This is a genomic window from Arthrobacter sp. KNU-44, assembly GCF_051843155.1.
GTDB lineage: Bacteria > Actinomycetota > Actinomycetes > Actinomycetales > Micrococcaceae > Arthrobacter.
In genome coordinates, this window is sequence record NZ_JBPXNG010000002.1 from 2,282,317 (window position 1) to 2,300,204 (window position 17,888).

Annotated in this window: 13 protein-coding genes and 4 riboswitches; of the genes, 9 read left to right on the top strand and 4 right to left on the bottom strand. The window is 63.7% G+C overall.

The genetic code is table 11. The features are described from left to right. Positions 1-11 precede the first annotated feature (11 nt). From ACSVHC_RS11640 to speB, 3 genes are read right to left on the bottom strand one after another with little or no spacing between them, the layout of a single operon-like run. The gene (locus ACSVHC_RS11640) at positions 12-1,544 is read right to left on the bottom strand and encodes an aldehyde dehydrogenase family protein (protein WP_437771865.1); all 1,533 of its coding nucleotides are present in this window, start codon (positions 1,542-1,544) and stop codon (positions 12-14) included. A 12-nt stretch (positions 1,545-1,556) separates the two neighbouring features. After that, positions 1,557-3,014 (bottom strand): purine-cytosine permease family protein, encoded by a 1,458-nt coding sequence (locus ACSVHC_RS11645; protein WP_439180944.1) that lies wholly within the window; start codon positions 3,012-3,014, stop codon positions 1,557-1,559. Then, a complete protein-coding gene (speB, locus tag ACSVHC_RS11650) occupies positions 3,011-4,015 on the bottom strand; it encodes an agmatinase (RefSeq protein ID WP_439180945.1) in 1,005 nt (334 codons plus the stop codon). The genes ACSVHC_RS11645 and speB overlap by 4 nt, the downstream gene beginning before the upstream one ends. Before the next feature lie 218 nt (positions 4,016-4,233). On the opposite strand from speB, the gene ACSVHC_RS11655 reads away from it, so the two are divergent. Continuing rightward, on the top strand, positions 4,234-5,727 hold the full coding sequence (locus ACSVHC_RS11655; RefSeq protein ID WP_437771862.1) for a PucR family transcriptional regulator: 1,494 nt from the start codon (positions 4,234-4,236) through the stop codon (positions 5,725-5,727). 35 nt (positions 5,728-5,762) lie between these two features. Here ACSVHC_RS11655 and cycA read toward each other — a convergent pair whose 3' ends face one another. Further along, complete coding sequence (gene cycA, locus ACSVHC_RS11660; protein WP_439180946.1) at positions 5,763-7,229, bottom strand: D-serine/D-alanine/glycine transporter; 1,467 nt, start codon at positions 7,227-7,229, stop codon at positions 5,763-5,765. A gap of 51 nt (positions 7,230-7,280) precedes the next feature. Continuing rightward, a riboswitch (glycine riboswitch) is annotated at positions 7,281-7,389 on the bottom strand. Position 7,390: 1 nt separating this feature from the next. Continuing rightward, positions 7,391-7,488: riboswitch (glycine riboswitch) on the bottom strand. 195 nt (positions 7,489-7,683) lie between these two features. Continuing rightward, a riboswitch (glycine riboswitch) is annotated at positions 7,684-7,784 on the top strand. Beyond that, a riboswitch (glycine riboswitch) is annotated at positions 7,785-7,884 on the top strand. A 51-nt stretch (positions 7,885-7,935) separates the two neighbouring features. Here cycA and gcvP point away from each other — a divergent pair. From gcvP to ACSVHC_RS11700, 8 genes are all read left to right on the top strand, one after another. Next, positions 7,936-10,806: an aminomethyl-transferring glycine dehydrogenase gene (gene gcvP, locus ACSVHC_RS11665; protein WP_439180947.1), complete on the top strand. Its 2,871-nt coding sequence runs from the start codon at positions 7,936-7,938 to the stop codon at positions 10,804-10,806. Positions 10,807-10,819: 13 nt separating this feature from the next. Further along, positions 10,820-11,950: a glycine cleavage system aminomethyltransferase GcvT gene (gcvT, locus tag ACSVHC_RS11670; protein WP_439180948.1), complete on the top strand. Its 1,131-nt coding sequence runs from the start codon at positions 10,820-10,822 to the stop codon at positions 11,948-11,950. A 535-nt stretch (positions 11,951-12,485) separates the two neighbouring features. Then, positions 12,486-12,869, top strand: a complete 384-nt coding sequence (gcvH, locus tag ACSVHC_RS11675; RefSeq protein WP_268024860.1) for a glycine cleavage system protein GcvH — start codon at positions 12,486-12,488, stop codon at positions 12,867-12,869. Further along, positions 12,866-14,203 carry a serine hydroxymethyltransferase gene (gene glyA, locus ACSVHC_RS11680; protein WP_439180949.1) on the top strand — a complete coding sequence of 446 codons (1,338 nt, stop codon included), beginning with the start codon at positions 12,866-12,868 and terminating at the stop codon, positions 14,201-14,203. The genes gcvH and glyA overlap by 4 nt, the downstream gene beginning before the upstream one ends. 205 nt (positions 14,204-14,408) lie before the next feature. Then, complete coding sequence (locus ACSVHC_RS11685; RefSeq protein WP_437771856.1) at positions 14,409-15,458, top strand: FUSC family protein; 1,050 nt, start codon at positions 14,409-14,411, stop codon at positions 15,456-15,458. A gap of 93 nt (positions 15,459-15,551) precedes the next feature. Then, entirely contained in the window at positions 15,552-16,322 is a 771-nt protein-coding gene (locus ACSVHC_RS11690; protein WP_439181386.1) for a GAF and ANTAR domain-containing protein, read from the top strand. A gap of 106 nt (positions 16,323-16,428) precedes the next feature. Next, positions 16,429-16,992 (top strand): hypothetical protein, encoded by a 564-nt coding sequence (locus tag ACSVHC_RS11695; protein WP_437771855.1) that lies wholly within the window; start codon positions 16,429-16,431, stop codon positions 16,990-16,992. A 48-nt stretch (positions 16,993-17,040) separates the two neighbouring features. Next, a complete protein-coding gene (locus tag ACSVHC_RS11700) occupies positions 17,041-17,793 on the top strand; it encodes an IclR family transcriptional regulator (protein WP_437771854.1) in 753 nt (250 codons plus the stop codon). Positions 17,794-17,888 lie beyond the last annotated feature (95 nt).

Genomic DNA, 17,888 nt, shown 5'->3' on the forward strand with positions numbered 1-17,888 from the left:
TGTTTGAACGCTCATGCGCCGTGGTTGATCATGACGTGCTTGGTGCGGGAGTAATCGTCCAGGGCGTAAAGGGAGAGGTCCCGGCCGTAGCCGGATCCCTTGAATCCGCCCCACGGTACCTCGCAAGCCAACACCAAGTGCGAATTGACCCAGACCGTACCGAAGTCGAGTTGCTTTGGAACGCTCAATGAGAGGCTTGAATCCCGGGTCCATACCGAAGCGGATAGTCCATAAGGGCTTTCGTTCGCCCGAGTGATGGCCTCTTCAGTGGAATTGAAAGTCTCGACGGTGACCACAGGGCCAAAGATCTCGTGGGTGGCAACATGCGCCCCGGCCGGGACGTTGCTGATGACCGTGGGTTCGATGAAGTAACCCGGGCCTTCCAACGCAGAACCGCCGATGGCCATGTGCAGGCCAGTAGCTCTTGCCTCGGCGAGCGATTCCTTGACGCGTTCGAAGTGTGGGCGGGAAATCATGGGTCCGATTTCCACATCGTCCCCTGCCTCCGGGGCCCCGACCACCAGGGTGCTGACTTCGCGCACCAGGTGTTCCGTGAACTCTGCAGCCACCGACTCGTGCACAAGAACGCGGCATGCAGCGCCACAGTCCTGGCCGGCATTCCAATAGCCTGCGTTTCGCACGCCGGCCGCGGCAGCCCGGAGGTCGGCGTCGGGAAACACAACAACCGGAGCCTTGCCGCCGAGTTCCAAATGGACGCGCTTGACTGATTTGGCCGCCGTCTCCGCCACGGCCTGTCCGCTGACAACGCTCCCCGTCAAGGCGACGAGGGCAACGTCGGGGTGTTCGGAAATCCGCTGTCCGACGGTCCGGCCCTGTCCCGTCACGACATTGAGGATTCCGTCCGGAATGCGTCCGGCCAGAAGTTCTGCAAGTTTGAGGGTCGAGAGCGGCGTCTGCTCGGACGGCTTGAGGACGATGCTGTTTCCGGCGGCCAAGATAGGCGCGATCTTCCAGGCAGCCATCAGGAGCGGGTAGTTCCACGGAGTGATGACGCCGACCACGCCCACGGGCTCCCTGAGGATCACCGAGGTGTGCCCGGTTGCATAGTCGCCGCCAGCCATGGACGTCAGCGTGCGGGACGCTCCGGCCATGAAACGGAAAGTGTCAATGGTGCTGGAGACATCGTCCTCCGCAACGGTTCGCGGCTTGCCCGTGTTGGCGGACTCGATGATTTCGAAGGCTTCACGATTGGCTTCAATGATGTTGGCGATAAGGTTCAGGACCTCGGACCGCTCCTTCGGCGTGGTGGCGCCCCAGGATTTCTGCGCAGCCACGGCTGCTTCAACAGCAACGTCAACATCTGCGGCTGTGCCGGCCTTGACGGAGGCGATGACCTGTTCAGTGGTGGGGTCTACGACTTCGATGAAGTGGGTGGAAGAGCCCGGAACAAACGATCCGCCAATGAAGTGCCCGCCGGGAGGCAGAGGCAGTGGCAAGATGCCTGAGACCTTGTGGGACGCGGGGGAGTTGTTGCCTTCGCTGACGCGGCGGACGGTGAACTGTTCGGTGTCAATGAGTGTCATGATTTTTCGCTTTCAGATGAGGTCAGCTGCAAGTACGGGAGTTGGAACGGGCTCGGCTTCCGGCTTCTTTCGAAACGTGCGTGCCGCGACGTAGTAGAGCGGAGCAACCACGACGAGGCCGATAATCCAGGAGAGGTCCACACCGCCCATGGCCGCTGCGACGGGCCCGGTGTAGATCGCTGTTGCCGAGAATGGAAGCTGGACCAGGGCACCTGCCACGTAGGAACCGATCGCTACCCAGTTGAAGCGGCCGTACACTCCGCCGTCGCGCTTGAAGAAGTCCTCAACCCTGTAATCGCCGTGCCGGAGAAGGTAGTAGTCCACCAGGTTGATGGCCGTCCAGGGAACCAGCACGTACATCAGGAAGGAGAGGAAGTTGGTGTAAAAGAGGATGAAATTGTCGCGTGCGAACAGCGAGATCAGGAGCGCGAATGTAAAGAGGATGATTGCCGCGACGCTTCGGGTCTTGGCTCGAGGCAACCAGTTCGGCTTGAACGTCTGCCCAATAGTGAGGCTGCACAGGACGCCGCAGTAGAGATTCATGGCGTTCGACGCTGCAACGCCGAGGCAGAAGATTCCCACGACTGCCAGGGTCCATGGCTGGAGCAACGCTCCCATGCTGCCGACGATTTCCACGTTGCCAGCGTCTGCGCCCATCGTGACCGCCAGGGTTCCCACCAATGCACCCAGGATCATCGGGAAGAGCGTGCCCAGGACGCAGCCTGAGTAGGAGGCCCAGAACGCCGGGGCCGAGCCGGTGCCGTGCGGCATGTAGCGGGAGTAGTCCGAGACGTAGGGAGCGTAGGCGAGTTGCCACAAGGCGGATACGGAGACGGTGGCCATGAAGCCAACCCAGTTGAAGTTTCCCTGGTACAGGAAAGTGGCGGGCAGGCCGTGGACGAACATGATCCAGACGAAGGCCAGAAGCAATGCCAAACCAGCCACGATGCTGAGGAAGCTAGCGTAGGCGTGGATGAGGCGGTAGCCGAAAATCGTGGCAACAACGCTCACGACGCCGATGATGATGATTCCTGCGTCAACACTGATGTCCGGGCTGACCGCGGCCATTGCTTCGCCGCCGAAGACAAGGTTCGCGGCGAAGAATCCGACGTACATGATCACCACGATGACCACGATCAGCAGCGCCCCGAAGGAGCCGAATTGGCCGCGGGTCTGGATCATCTGCGCCACGCCCAATTGCGGTCCCTGGGCGGAGTGGAGCGCCATGAAGATGCCACCGATGACGTTTCCAAGGATGATTCCCACGATGGCGGGTACAAAGCTGAGCCCGAACACCGTTGTTGCGAGTCCGCCGGTCACGATAGTCATGATCATGATGTTGGAACCGAACCAGATGGTAAAGAGGTCCCGGGCTTTCCCGTGGCGTTCATTCAGCGGGATGGGCTGGATGGTCTTGTCTTCGAGCCGGGGCACTTCGGTGGCCGCGGCGGGATTGCTTCGGGTGCTCATGATGCGGTCCAGGAGGCTGCTTGCAATTCGAGGAGAGCGTTGGCGGAGGCCTTGCCGCGATTAACCATTAGCGCGAGGAGGTCGAAGACGAGGGTGGCCGCGGCTACCGTGGTGATGTCTGCGTGGTCGTAAGCCGGAGCGACCTCGACGACGTCTGCCCCGACGATGTTGATGCCGTTCAGGCCGCGGAGCAGTGCCAGAAGTTCGCGCGAGTGGAGCCCGCCCATCTCGGGAGTACCGGTGCCCGGCGCGTAGGACGGGTCCAGGACGTCGATGTCGATGGAGACGTACACGGGGGTGTCGCCGAGCCGCTCCTTGACCTGTTGGATGGCTGCTGGAACGCCGATGATATCCAGGTCCGAGCAGCGGATGATTTGGAATCCGAATTCGTGGTCGCGGAGGAAATCGTTGCGATCGTAGACCGGCCCGCGGATGCCGACGTGCATGGACCTATCTTCCACCAGGAGACCTTCTTCGAAAGCCCGCCGGAAGATGGTTCCGTGGGTGACGGGCTGGTCGAAGTAAGTGTCCCAAGTGTCCAGGTGGGCATCGAAGTGCAGCAACGCGACCGGCCCGTGGACCTTGTTCAAGGCCCTGAGCATCGGGAGGGCGATAGTGTGGTCGCCACCGATCGAGATGAGCTTCTTGTCCTCGCCGATCAGGGGGAGTGCCTGCTCTTCGATTTCGCGGACGGCACGGGTGATGTCGTAAGGCGTGCAGACGATGTCGCCAGCGTCGACAACCTGGACTTCGTACACAGGCTCGACGTCCAGTTCGGGGTGGTAGCCAGGACGCAGCAGCCGGGAGGCTTCGCGGACTGCGGCCGGACCGAACCGGGCGCCTGGCCGGAAGGACGTTCCGCCGTCGAACGGCACGCCGACGATCGCAATGTCGTAGTCCGGAACGCGGTCGATTTGGGGGAGCCTGGCGAAGGTGCCGAGGCCTGCATACCGGGGGACTTTTGTTGCGTCGACGGGGCCGATGGGCTTGTGCGTTGTCATTCCAGGATCCTTTGTGCAGTGCTGCCGGGCGGCGATGCCCGCAGCGTTTCGGTGTTGGGATGGGGTGCTCGCCGTTGAGCGGGAAGTAGGTAATCCAATTCTTAGTGACGTGCATCACGGCGTATAGCGGTAGATTGACTACAAATGGCCGGGGCTCTTATACATATGTCTAAGGGGCCCTGAATAGTCCGGAAACCAACGCGCTGGGAGCATATTTCATGGCGATTACAGTGGCTGAGCTCGTGGCGGAACCCCAGCTCGGACTCACGCTTTTGGCCGGATCCACAGGCAAGCACAACCGAATCGCCTGGGCACACACTTCTGACCTGCCGAGGCTGTGGGAATGGGTCACCGGCGGCGAACTGATGATGACCAACGGCCTGTCCATCCCGTCCGACGCCCAAGGCCAAGTAGCGCTCGCCGAGGCGCTCGTCGATGCAGGGGCCAGCGCCCTGGCCATCGGGGAAAAGATGCATGCCCCGGAGTTGTTGCCCGAGTTTCTGGCGGCCTGCGAGCAGCTGCCGCTACCGCTGATTAGCATTCCGTATCCATTGCCCTTCATCGCTATCGCGCGAGCGGTGGCCGAGGCCTCCTTGTTGGAGGAATCACGGCGGCTGCGTCAGACGGCCCGGGTCTATGACCTGCTCCGTACGGCGGGAACATCCGGGGACCATTGGCAGGGCCTTATCCAAGGCCTCGAGGCCGAGCTCGATGCGGATCTATTCGTCGTGGACCGGCGCTGTCTTCATCCCTGGCATCCGGATGGTGAGCCTCTGCCGGACTTCCTGGAGGCGGAATTGGCCCCCTTGACGGGGCATATACCCATGACCGGGAAGAAGTTCCAATGGCATCGGCTGCGGGACCGGCACGTGTTGATGATGGACATCCCTACCCACGCCAATGCGGTGCTGGTGGTGCTGCCGAAAAGCGATCCGCACCCTGACGCCGTCGTGCTTCTGCATGCGGCAACGGTGCTGGGGCTGGAACTCTCACGGTCGGCCCTGTCCTTGGAAGGCCGGCATCGCCTGGCGGGCGAATTCCTCTTGCAGGCGTTCGATGGACGTCTCGGGCTCGCGGAACTGGAGGTCAGGCTCGCCGCTCTTGATGTTCCGGCGCAGAATTTGGTGGTTGTTTCGATAGGGGACGACGACGGCGAGCGGCTGGCGAACATTCACGTCGAACTGTGGCGTCACGGCCTTCAGGCCGCTTGCCTGAGGCGTTTCAACACACTTCATGTGGCGATATCAGCAGCGGTGGCCGATGACGTATTGATCCACTGCGCAGGGCCCGAGGTTCGGATTGGCATCAGCTCCCCTACGTCTGCGGGTGGCATCCAACGAGCACTGCAGGAATCGCTGTGGGCGCTCGGTTCAGCGAAAGGCAATGCCGTAAACCTGTCCCGTTACGCCGAGGGGCCCTCGTGGCTGGGGCTCACCAGTTTCGAGGAGGGGGCGGCGTTGGTTCAGCGGCTGCTCGGCCCGATCTTCACGTATGAACAGAGCCAGGAAGGCGATCTCATCGTGACTTTGAAAACCTACCTGGACGCCCAGAGGTCGTGGCAAAAGACTGCCGCGGCGCTCTTCGCCCATCGACAAACCATCATTTACCGCATCCGGAAAATCAGCGAGTTGACGGGGCTCGACATGACCGAAACATCCACGTTGGCCCAGCTTTGGTTTGCGCTCCAGATACATGAGGCCATGCATAAGTGAACCCCCACCCCGCAGAGGTGGTTGTCATTGTCCGCCTAGGCGCCCGCGCGGAGGGGCACGTCTGCGGCATCCTGGTCCGACTGGAGCTCGTCCTGGAACCTCGCGTAGCGGGCCAGGTGGGCTGGACGGCGGCGCAGGAAGAACCACGCGACACCGAGCATGATGAACCAGGCCGGCGTGACCAGCAGTGCCGTCAGCGTGTCCGACTGGGTGGTCAGCGTCCAGAGCACAAACGCGAAGAACGCGAAGACCACCCACACCATCACGATGCCGCCGGGCATCTTGAACGTGGACGCGATGTGCAGCTGCGGGCGACGACGACGGAATGCGATGTAGCTGGCCAGGATGATGGACCAGACGAAGACGAAGCAGACGGCCGACACGGTGGTGACCATGTCAAAGGCCTTGCCGACGTCCTGTCCCGCGTACATCAGGACGACGCCGGAGAGCAGCAGCACGCAGGAGAGGAACAGGGCGTTGCGGGGAACCTTCCGCCGGGACAGGCCGCTGAAAAGGGCCGGGGCGTCGCCCTCCTGGGCTAGGCCGTACACCATGCGCGAGGTCGAGTAGATGCCGGAGTTGGCCGAGGACATGGCCGAGCTCAGCACCACCAGGTTGACCACGGTGGCGGCTGCGCCGAGCCCAGCCAGGGAGAACATGGCGATGAATGGGCTGTGGCCGGCGGCGAACTGGGTCCAAGGAGTGACGGACATCAGGATGATGAGGGCGCCCACGTAGAACAGGAGCACTCGCACCGGGATGGAGTTGATCGCTCTGGGCAGGTTCTTCTCCGGGTCCTTGGCCTCTGCCGCAGTGGTGCCCACTAGCTCAATGCCCACGAATGCGAAGACCGCGATCTGGAAGCCGGCCACGAAGCCCATGAATTCGTGGGGGAAGAAGCCGCCGTGGCTCCAGAGGTTGGTGAGGCTTGCCGGTCCGGCCTCGGACTGGAACCCGCTGAAGATCATGAACAGCCCTACAACGATCAGTGCTGCAATCGCGATGATTTTGATGAGGGCGAACCAGAATTCTGTCTCGCCGAAGGCCTTCACCGTGGTCAGGTTCAGCAGCAGCAGGATCGCGATAGTGGCCAGGCCCGGGATCCACAGCGGGAGGCTCGGCCAGAGCTCCTTTGAGTAGCCCGCAATGGCAATGACGTCCGCGATGCCGGTGATCACCCAGCAGAACCAGTAGGTCCAGCCGGTGAAGAAACCTGCCCACGGACCCAGAAGGTCTGCGGCAAAGTCGCTGAAGGATTTGTAGTGCAGGTTGGACAGCAGCAGTTCGCCCATGGCGCGCATGACGAAGAACAGCATGAAGCCGATGATCATGTACACGAAGATCACGGACGGGCCGGCCGCGGAGATGGTCTTTCCGGAACCCATGAAGAGGCCTGTGCCGATGGCGCCGCCGATCGCAATCAGCTGGATGTGCCGGTTGCTGAGCTGCCGATCAAGATGGGGTGTTTCACTAGCTATGGCGGGCGGGTGATGAATCGTCATGAGGAACTCCATCGTTCAAGTGGCATTAGCGTGCCACGATGATTCGGGGTTCCTCCCCGCTCTGTATTGGACCTGAGAGATTCCGCGGCCCCGTGCTTTCGCATGGTTCCGCTTTGCACCGTCGGTGAGCCCGGAGTTCCCGGGCTGCTTTCCAGAGTTGCCTTGCCGCGGCGGTACGGGGGCCTGAGAGTTTCCTGGGGAGGATTTGCTCCTACGGCGACTGCAGAATGTACCGGCAGGACTCTCCCGCCGCAGATCATCAGCGTATTCAGTTTGGGTGATGCCCGACTCAGTGTGGGATAGGTCACCAAGGAATGTCAACTCCGGCTATGCTTCGTGATCTCCTCGATTGATGATCCTCTGCCGACGGCTATTTCCGATACCTGATGTTGCCCCTGCGTTGACATTGTGTGTATGGTGTGAGCCGAATCACCCCAAATCTGAATATGCCTTTCGAACCGTGGCGGGAGAGTCCTCCCAGTCATCAACCGGGCAGGCGCCGTAGGAGCAAATCCTCCCCAGGAATCTCTCAGGCCCCCGTACCGCTGCGGCGAGGCAACTCTGGAAAGCAGCCAGGCTTCGGTCCGGCTCACCGACGGTGCAAGCAGGCAACCAAGCCTGCGGAATCTCTCAGGTCCGATACAGAGCGGGGAGGAACCCAAACCGAAGCCGTGCCATTGCGGTCGGCCCTACCTTGGAGTTCCTTTTGACTGTTCAATCAACCCCCACCGCTTTCGCAGACCGACACATCGGCGCACGACGGCAAATCGATGTTGGCATCATGCTCAAAGCTGTCGGCTACGACTCCGTTGACGGCCTGGTGGATGTCGCTGTCCCCGATTCCATCCGCCAGGATGTTGCACTTAGGCTGTCCAAGCACGGCACCGACGCCCTCAGCGAGGTGGAAGTCCTGGCTGAACTTCGCAAGCTGGCGGCCAAGAACAAGACGGCCGTGCAGATGATCGGCCAGGGCTATTACGACACCGTCACTCCGCCGGTGATCCGCCGCAACATCCTCGAATCCCCGGCCTGGTACACGGCCTACACGCCCTACCAGCCGGAAATCTCCCAGGGCCGCCTCGAAGCCCTGCTGAACTTCCAGACCATGGTCCAGGACCTCACGGCATTGCCGGTGGCCAACGCGTCCCTGCTGGACGAAGCCACCGCCGTCGCCGAGGCCGTATTGCTCATGCGGAGGGCCAACAAGTCCGCCTCTGCGGGCAAGACCGTCCTCGACGCCGAATGCCTCCCGCAGACCATCGCCATCGTGAAGGGCCGCGCCGAGGCGCTGGGCTTCGAGGTGGAGATCGCTGACCTGTCCCAGGGCCTGCCCGACGGCGACATCAACGGCATCGTGCTGCAGCAGCCGGGCGTTTCCGGCCGGGTGTTCGACCACTCCGCCGTGATTGCCGCCGCCAAGGAACGCGGCGCCCTCGTCACCGTGGCGGCGGACCTCCTCGCGCTCACGCTGATCACGCCTCCGGGTGAGCAGGGTGCTGACATCGCCGTCGGCTCCACTCAGCGCTTTGGCGTACCGCTGTTCTTCGGCGGCCCGCACGCCGCGTACATGGCTGTCCAGAAGGGCCTCGAGCGCTCGATGCCGGGCCGCTTGGTGGGCGTTTCCAAGGACGACGCCGGCACTCCCGCCTACCGCCTCGCCCTCCAGACCCGCGAGCAGCACATCCGCCGCGAGAAGGCGACGTCCAACATCTGCACCGCGCAGGCCCTGTTGGCCATCGTGTCCTCGATGTACGCCGTCTACCACGGCCCCGATGGCCTGAAGGCGATCGCCGAGACGGCCCACAACCACGCCCGCACGCTCGCCACCGCGCTCAAAGTCGCCGGCCGCGAACTCGTCTCCGATTCCTTCTTCGACACCGTCACCGTCCGCGTCCCCGGCAAGGCCGGGAAGGTCATCGCCGCCGCCGAAGCGCGGGGCATCAATCTGCGGATCATCGACGCCGACACTGTGGGCGTCTCCGTTGACGAAACCACGACGTCGGAAGTGCTGTCCGCAGTGGCCGTCGCCTTTGGCGCCGGTCCCTTGAAGACCGCTTCCGGCTTCGAGTTGCCGGAGGCCGTGGTCCGCAGTTCTGATTTCCTGCAGCACCCGGTGTTCAACACGCACCGTTCCGAAACCCAGCTGCTGCGCTACATCCGCAAGCTGTCGGACCGCGACCTGGCGCTGGACCGCACCATGATCCCGCTGGGTTCGTGCACCATGAAGCTGAACGCCACCGCCGAGATGGAAGCCATCTCCTGGCCGGAATTCGCCTCGATCCACCCCTTCGCCCCGGATTCCCAGACCGAGGGCTGGCGCGAACTGATCGAAGATCTGGAAGCTGACCTGACGGAGATCACCGGGTACGACCAGGTCTCCATCCAGCCCAACGCCGGTTCCCAGGGCGAACTCGCGGGCCTGCTGGCCATCCGCGGCTACCACCACTCCCGCGGCGAGGCCCAGCGCAACGTCTGCCTCATCCCGGCGTCCGCCCACGGCACCAACGCCGCCTCGGCAGTGCTGGCCGGCATGAAAGTGGTCGTGGTGGCCACCGCGGCCGACGGCACCATCGACCACGCGGACCTGCAGGCCAAGATCGACGCCACCGGCCGTGCTTTGTCTTGCATCATGATCACTTATCCGTCCACGCACGGCGTGTACGACGCCGACGTCCGCGAAATCTGCGACTCGGTGCACGCGGCCGGCGGCCAGGTGTACGTGGACGGCGCCAACCTCAACGCGCTCGTGGGCCTGGCCCAGCCGGGCAAGTTCGGGGGCGACGTGTCCCACCTGAACCTGCACAAGACCTTCTGCATCCCGCACGGCGGCGGCGGACCCGGTGTTGGCCCGGTCGCGGCCAAGGCGCACCTTGCACCCTTCATGCCCGGCGATGCGAACAAGGCAGCACACGAAGACGGCGCTTCTTTGCCAGGGACTGGCGTGGCCATCTCCGCCTCGCGTTACGGCTCCGCCGGCGTCCTGCCGATTTCCTGGGCCTACGTGAAGCTCATGGGCGGCGAAGGCCTGACCGAGGCCACCAAGTCCGCGCTGCTTGCCGCGAACTACATCGCCTCGCGCCTCAACGAGTACTTCCCCGTTCTCTACACCGGTGAAGGCGGGCTCGTGGCCCACGAGTGCATCCTGGACCTGCGCGAACTGACGGCTCGCACCGGCGTTACTGCTGAGGACGTGGCCAAGCGCCTCATCGACTACGGTTTCCACGCTCCCACCCTGGCGTTCCCGGTGGCGGGCACCCTCATGGTGGAGCCCACCGAATCCGAGGACCTCGGGGAGATCGACCGATTCATCGAAGCCATGATCACCATCCGCAAGGAAATCGACCAGGTCGCGAACGGCGACTTCACGGTGGAGAACAGCCCGCTGCGCCACGCACCGCACACCGCGGCCGCCGTCGTCTCCTCGGACTGGAACCGTGAGTACTCCCGCGAGCAGGCCGTCTTCCCTGTCCACCTCAAGCAGGACAAGTACTTCCCGCCCGTCGGCCGCATCGACGGCGCCGCAGGCGACCGCAACCTGGTCTGCTCCTGCCCTCCGATCGAAGCCTTCGAGAACTAAAGGACTCCTCACGATGACTGAGAACTACACTGCGCTCTACGAAGAGCACAAGAAGCTCGGCGCTTCCTTCACCGATTTCGGTGGCTGGCAGATGCCCCTGAAGTACTCCTCCGAACTGGCCGAGCACCACGCCGTCCGCCAGTCCGCAGGCCTGTTCGACCTTTCCCACATGGGCGAAGTCTGGGTCAGCGGCCCGGACGCGGCCGCTTTCCTGGACTACGCCTTGGTGGGCAAGATCTCCGCCATGTCGATCGGCAAGGCCAAGTACTCGCTGATCTGCCAGGAAGACGGCGGCATCATCGACGACCTCATCACCTACCGCCGTGGCGATTCCAAGTTCCTGGTGGTTCCAAACGCCGGCAACGCCAAGGTTGTTGCCGAGGCACTGGCGCAGCGGGCTGCCAACTTCGACGTCGTCGTCGAGGACGCCTCCGCAGCGACCTCGCTGATCGCCGTCCAGGGTCCCAAGGCGGAAGAAATCCTCCTGCGTTTGGTCCCGGCGGAACAGCACGCCCTGGTCACCGAGCTGAAGTACTACGCCGCCGTCGAGGTGCCCTTCACCTTTGCCGGGAGCATCACGGAACTGCTCCTCGCCCGCACCGGTTACACCGGTGAGGACGGCTTCGAAATCTTCGTGGACAACGATGCCGCCGCCCTGTGGCAAGCAATCGCGGCAGTTGCCCAAGACGGCGAGCTGATCCCCGCCGGCCTGGCCTCGCGTGACTCCCTGCGTCTCGAAGCCGGCATGCCGCTCTACGGCAACGAGCTCTCCCGCGAAGGCAACCCCTTCTCGGCGGGCCTGGGCCCGGTCGTCTCGCTCGCCAAGGAAAGCGACTTCGTAGGCCGCGCCGCCCTCGAAGCCCTGAAGGCTGAGGGCGCCGGATCCACCAGCGGCCGCAAGCTGGTTGGCCTCAAGGGCCTGGGCCGCCGCGCCGGCCGCAGCCACTACCCGGTCCTCAAGGACGGCGTAGTGGTCGGCGAAGTCACCTCCGGCCAGCCCAGCCCCACCCTCGGCTACCCCGTGGCGTTGGCCTATGTCGACGTCGAACACGCCGAGCCAGGCACGGCCCTGGACGTAGACCTGCGCGGCAAGGCTGAACCGTTCGAGGTTGTCGCACTGCCGTTCTATAAGCGGGTTAAGTAGGCCGTGTCGCCTTAAGCCCGTCGGCTTCGGTGGGTGGCTGGGAGCCGCGGGACGGAAGAATCCTCCGCGTGCTCGGTCGCGAAGACGCCCGCTGGGCGGACGTGACGCTCCCGGTGGGTTGCGTGACCGTGGTTGCGTTTAGCCCGTCGGGTCCGACATCCTCTGCATGCTCGGTCGCGAAGACGCCCGCTGAGCGGACGTGTCGCTCCCTTAGACGCATGCTGCCGGATGCCGGCACCCGATGGGGCCCTGCATCTCACCTGCGGCTCAGCTCACCTCCGGTTTAGCTTATGGAGGATGAGCTACCTGCCGAGGGTGAGGCCCACGGGAACCACGGGCCCATAACTGAATCCCGAAGGGCCAGCGTTCTTTTCCGGAACGGTGAGCCCCGAAAACTGAACAAGCCTCTAGCGGTGGGGGAGCGGCATCCGGCAGCGTGCGTCAAAGCGACGAAGGAGCAGCACGCAGAGGATGGCGGCCCCCGCCGCGTAACCTGACCACAACTGTTTTCTTAGACCAACGCAAAGGAAAAAACATGGCAAAAGTTGCACCTGAACTCCAGTACTCCGACGAGCACGAGTGGGTTGCCCGCGAAGCCGGCAATCTTGTGTCCGTCGGCATCTCCGCCGTGGCCACCGATGCCCTCGGCGACATCGTGTATGTTGACTTGCCCGAGGTTGGTTCCGCTGTGACTGCGGGGGAGACCTGCGGCGAGGTGGAGTCCACCAAGTCCGTCTCTGACCTGTACTCCCCGGTGACGGGGGAGGTCACGGAAGTGAACTCCGCCGTCGTCGACGATCCTGCGCTGATCAACAACGATCCGTATGGTGCGGGCTGGCTCTTCAAGGTCGCCGCCGAGTCCGACGGTCCGCTGCTTTCCGCCGAGGAATACGCTTCCAAGAACGGTGGCGAGCTGTGAGCGCCGCGACCGGGGCCGCGGGCACCGAGAACATTGTGTTCGAGCAGGTCGTTTCGCCGTCCCTGGACGCGGTGTTGTCCGTGCTGGATCCGGAGATCGCGGCGAAGATCGACGATGAGCTGAACCGCCAGCGGTCGGGCCTGGAAATGATCGCCTCCGAGAACCACACCGCGGTGGCCGTGATGCAGGCGCAGGGTTCGGTGCTGACGAACAAGTATGCCGAGGGCTACCCGGGAAAGCGCTACTACGGTGGCTGCGAGCACGTGGACGTCATCGAGCAGCTCGCGATCGACCGGGTGAAGGCCCTCTTCGGTGCCGGGTACGCGAACGTGCAGCCGCACTCCGGCGCGCAGGCGAACGCTTCGGTGATGCACGCCCTGATCAAGCCGGGCGACACCATCATGGGCTTGAACCTGGCCCACGGCGGTCACCTGACCCACGGCATGCGGATCAACTTCTCCGGCCGCCTGTACAACGTGGTCCCGTACCAGGTCCGTGAAGAGGACCACCGGATCGACATGGCCGAGGTGGAGCGCCTGGCGCTGGAGCACAAGCCGGCGCTGATCGTGGCGGGCTGGTCCGCCTATGCGCGGCAGCTGGACTTCGCGGAGTTCCGGCGGATCGCGGACCTGGTGGGCGCGTACCTCATGGTGGACATGGCGCACTTCGCCGGCCTCGTGGCCGCGGGGCTGCACCCGTCCCCGGTCCCGCACGCGCACGTGACGACGTCGACGACGCACAAGACCCTCGCGGGTCCGCGCGGGGGGATCATCCTTTCCAACGATGCCGACATCGCCAAGAAGATCAACTCCGCGGTCTTCCCGGGCCAGCAGGGCGGCCCGTTGGAGCACGTGATCGCCGGCAAGGCCGTGGCCTTCAAGATCGCCGGCTCGGAAGAGTTCAAGGAACGCCAGGAGCGTGTGCTGGCCGGTGCCCGGATCCTGGCCGAACGCCTCGTCCAGGACGACGTCACGGCCAAGGGGATCTCCGTGATTTCCGGCGGCACCGACGTGCACCTGGTGCTCGTGGACCTGCGCCACTGCGAACTCGACGGCCAGCAGGCCGAAGACCGCCTCGCAGCGATCGAGATCACCGTGAACCGCAACGCGGTTCCCTTCGACCCGCGCCCGCCGATGGTCACCTCCGGCCTGCGGATCGGCACCCCGGCACTGGCCACCCGCGGTTTCGGTGAAGCGGCGTTCCGCGAGGTTGCGGACATCATCGCCGAGGCACTGATCGCCGACGCCGGCGCGGACCTCTCCGGCCTGCGTCACCGCGTGGAGGCACTCGCCGCCGCGCACCCGCTTTACCCCGGCGTCGCGAACCTCAGCTGAGGCTCTCTTTTGGGCCGTTGGGTCCGGCCAGCGTGTCGGAACCAACGGCCCGTCGGGACCGGCATCCTCTTTCCATTCAACGGAAGCTGATCGGTCTACCTTGAGCCGCCCGACGTAAGCTCGTAACGGATGCCAATGCCGCCGTCGGGCAGTATTAGTTGAGCACTACAGCGCTCAAAAGAAGCAAGCAGAGGCAGGCAATCCGTTGAACGCCCTGGCAGAGATGTTCAGGATCGGTCCCGGGAACAAGGACCATCACCCGGCTGTGCGCTGCGCAGCGGGCGTCTTCCTGCCGTTGATCACCCTCGTGCTGTTCGGACGGCTGGACCTTGTGGTTTTCGCCAGCTTTGCCGCGTTCACGAATATCTATGGCCGCAACGAGCCCCACCGCCACCGTTTTCGAAGCCAGCTCCGGGCCGGTTCGCTGCTCCTGGGCATCATCCTGCTCGCCACACTGACCGCCAGGTTTGGACAGGGCTCTGGCGCGTACGTGTGGATCCTCACGCTTGGCACCACGTTGGTTGCCGCATTTTGCTCCGTGGTTACTGCGCTTTGGAGGCTTCGCCCGGCAGGTTCGCTCTTCCATATTTTCGCTTTCGCCGCGATCGCCTCCGTGCCTCAGCAGCCGCCGCTCTGGGAAGGGATGCTGGCCGCTGTTTTGACCGCTGTGTTGGCGTTGCTCATCGGAATGTCAGCACGGGTAGTCCCGAGCCACCGGACGCCCTGGAAGCGACCGCCGGCGGACCGCTTATTGCCGCAGGAAATCCGGGCGGCCTGGCTTGAAGGCTTAGGCTACTTCGTGGCGGCCGGGCTCGCCGGAACGCTTGCCACCTTGGCTGGGCAATGGCTCGGGTTCGGACACGGCTATTGGGCCATGGTGGCGGCAGTGGTTCCTTTGGTGGGGCGCAGCACCCGGCATCGGGTGCAACGCGGAATCCAACGGATCGTTGGGACCCTGTTCGGGTTGCTGGTGTTGGCCGGAATTCTCTGGCTCGGCCCGGCGCCGTGGCAGATGGTGTTGGTGATTGCCGTATGCCAGTTCGGGGCTGAGCTGTTCATCGCGCGCCAATATCTTGTTGCACAGATATTCGTCACCCCGCTCGCACTCATTTCCACTCTGCTGGTGGCCAACGTCCCGCCCGGGCTCTTGCTGCGGGACCGCATCGTCGAGACGGTGATCGGGGCCGCCGTCGGCGTCGCGGTGATATTGGCGCCCGCGGCATGGTCCCGGGTCCAGGAACTCACTTCGGGCTAGGCGTTTCCCAAATGCCAACCGTGTGGGACCTTATGTAAAGGGACTTATTATTTCCACATGCCCCAATCAGCATATTTACCGGGAGAACGTGCCATGCTTCCTGCAGATTCCACTCCGACCACCATCGAGCGAATCCAGAACCTGATCCTGGAGAGTGCTGATTTCGAGGACTTCCTCAACGAGCTGGCCCGGTTTTCGGCGCACCAGATGGCGGGTGACGGCGATGATGCGCTGTGCGGGATCACGCTGCTGCGCGAGCGGAAGGCGCTGACTATTGGTTGGAGCAGTGATGCGGCGCGCGAAGTGGACGAGATCCAGTATTCCTTGGCCCAGGGGCCATGCTTGACGGCTGCCGAAGAGGAACGGGAAGTCCACGTCCCGGATCTTCTTGAGGAGAACCGCTGGGGCCCTGACTATGCGAATGCCGTTGCGTCGCACGGGCTGAGGTCGGTGTTGTCGTTGCCTTTCAACCTGGAGGGAGAGGCCAAAGCGGCGCTCAACCTCTACTCCGAAGCTCCTTACAAGTTCAACGAAAGGGCCGCAGACCGGGCCCGCGGATACACACGTGAAGTATCGCAGGCGCTGCGCCTTGCCATCAGATTCGCCCTCCATGCGGACAGTGCAAAGAATCTCCGCGCGGCCATGGAGTCCCGCACAGTCATTGACGTAGCAGTCGGAATTGTCATGGCACAAAGCCGCTGCAGCCAGGAGGACGCCGTCCGGATCCTGACGGAGGCATCGAGCAATCGCAACATGAAATTGCGCGACGTCGCCAAGTCCTTGGTGGATTCCGTTGACGCAGCGGGCACCCTGACCCACTTCGAAGAGCCGGCCCAGGAGCCGGGCCGCAGCCGGGCGGGATGACTCCAGCCCTCTGATCGCCCAACGCGGCGGGTGTACAACGGGGATTCCAGGGGATAGGCTTCTCAAGGTTGAGCCGTCGGCCATAGACACCTCTTTTGGAGTACCTATGGACCGCAGATTGCACGCCCTCGTAAAATTCGATGTTTCCACCGACGCAGTCGAAATCGACGTGCGGGGGAGCCTGAATCAAGATTCGAGGCCCGCGCTCGTTCACATCGTTCGCCGGATTCGGCGAATGGGCGTCACCTCCCACATCAGAGTGGGCTTTTCCCGCGCCGCGATCGTCGAGTCGCAGGCCCTGGCCGGACTCCGCAACGACCTCAATGCGATCGACGGCGGAACCACGGAAGTTGGCCTCGTCAGCGGATCCGGAGTTTCCCTGGAATTTACGGACAAGCCTGCCAGCCTCCCGCTCGGGGCCGCAACGGGATCGAAATCGTTCGAGATTACGGGCGAATTCGGAGCCTCGATCGATGCGGCGGGATTCCAACCGCTGGACAAGTGCTCCGATGAAGAACTTCTGGCCGCCAGTGATTTCGCCTTTGGCCTGCTGGATGAGCCCAGTACATCGGCCTCTCCGGTAGTGCTGGCGCACTACGACGCGATCGGCTTGGAGATCTCGCGGCGGGAACTCAAGGATGCCTCGGCGGATCCCGCCGAACCGCAGTAAACTTGAGCCTACCATTCAATGGAATCCGCGGGAAGGGAGGAAAGCGCATTGGCTAACTCGGCGTCCGGTGATTCAGTGGTGGATCGCATCGTCCGGATCATCGAGGCCTTCCCCGAGGACGCCACATCATTGCGCCTCTCCGAACTTGCGGAGACCGCTGGCTTGCCCCTCTCAAGCGCCCATCGCCTGGTCCGGCAGCTAGCCGAACACGGACTTCTTGAACTCGGCGTTGGCGGAAATGTCCGATTGGGCCTGAGGTTGTGGGAGCTGGTCAATCGGAATTCGCCCACTCTGGCCCTCCGGCAAGCGGCACTGCCGTTCATGGAGGACATCCAGCAGGTCCTGAACCAGAACGTGAACCTTGCCGTGCTCGATGGTTGGGAGGCGTTGTTCGTGGAGCGGCTGTCCCGCAGGGGATCCGTGGCCAACCGCGCCCGCGTTGCCGGCCGCATGCCGGTTCACATCTCTTCGGCCGGGTTGGCCCTGATGGCAGGCCAGCCGCGGGAACAGCAGGCCGAGTACCTCAAACAGTTCAGTGACCCGGCCGGCAAGGTGACGGCCGACGTCGTCCGCCACCTTTTGGCCGAAACCGCCCAGCAAGGGTACGCGCAGCTCGCGGGCGTGGTGGATCCCGACACATGGGGCATCGCGGTGCCGGTCACGGACGGCAAGCGGCGCGCGATAGCTGCGCTCGGCGTCGTGGTTCCCCTCGCTGAAATGCGCCTGCAGGCCCTGGTGCCGGCGCTGCAGACGGCGGCCCGCGGCATCGCCCGCCAGCTCGGGGAGCAGCGAAGCGCCTAAACGTTTCCGTTCAACGGAATTGATCTAACGCCGAACCTGCGGTGCGGGTCACACTGATCAGCAGAACCTCCGCAGCCCTTCAGGCGCGGTTCCGC

Excerpts from the sequence above, each read along its gene's own strand:
- ACSVHC_RS11655 (WP_437771862.1), top strand. The coding sequence starts at position 4,234 with ATGGCGATTACAGTGGCTGAGCTCGTGGCGGAACCCCAGCTCGGACTC.
- ACSVHC_RS11640 (WP_437771865.1), bottom strand. The coding sequence starts at position 1,544 with ATGACACTCATTGACACCGAACAGTTCACCGTCCGCCGCGTCAGCGAA.
- cycA (WP_439180946.1), bottom strand. The coding sequence starts at position 7,229 with ATGACGATTCATCACCCGCCCGCCATAGCTAGTGAAACACCCCATCTT.
- gcvH (WP_268024860.1), top strand. The coding sequence starts at position 12,486 with ATGGCAAAAGTTGCACCTGAACTCCAGTACTCCGACGAGCACGAGTGG.
- ACSVHC_RS11645 (WP_439180944.1), bottom strand. The coding sequence starts at position 3,014 with ATGAGCACCCGAAGCAATCCCGCCGCGGCCACCGAAGTGCCCCGGCTC.
- ACSVHC_RS11690 (WP_439181386.1), top strand. The coding sequence starts at position 15,552 with ATGCTTCCTGCAGATTCCACTCCGACCACCATCGAGCGAATCCAGAAC.
- ACSVHC_RS11695 (WP_437771855.1), top strand. The coding sequence starts at position 16,429 with ATGGACCGCAGATTGCACGCCCTCGTAAAATTCGATGTTTCCACCGAC.
- gcvT (WP_439180948.1), top strand. The coding sequence starts at position 10,820 with ATGACTGAGAACTACACTGCGCTCTACGAAGAGCACAAGAAGCTCGGC.
- speB (WP_439180945.1), bottom strand. The coding sequence starts at position 4,015 with ATGACAACGCACAAGCCCATCGGCCCCGTCGACGCAACAAAAGTCCCC.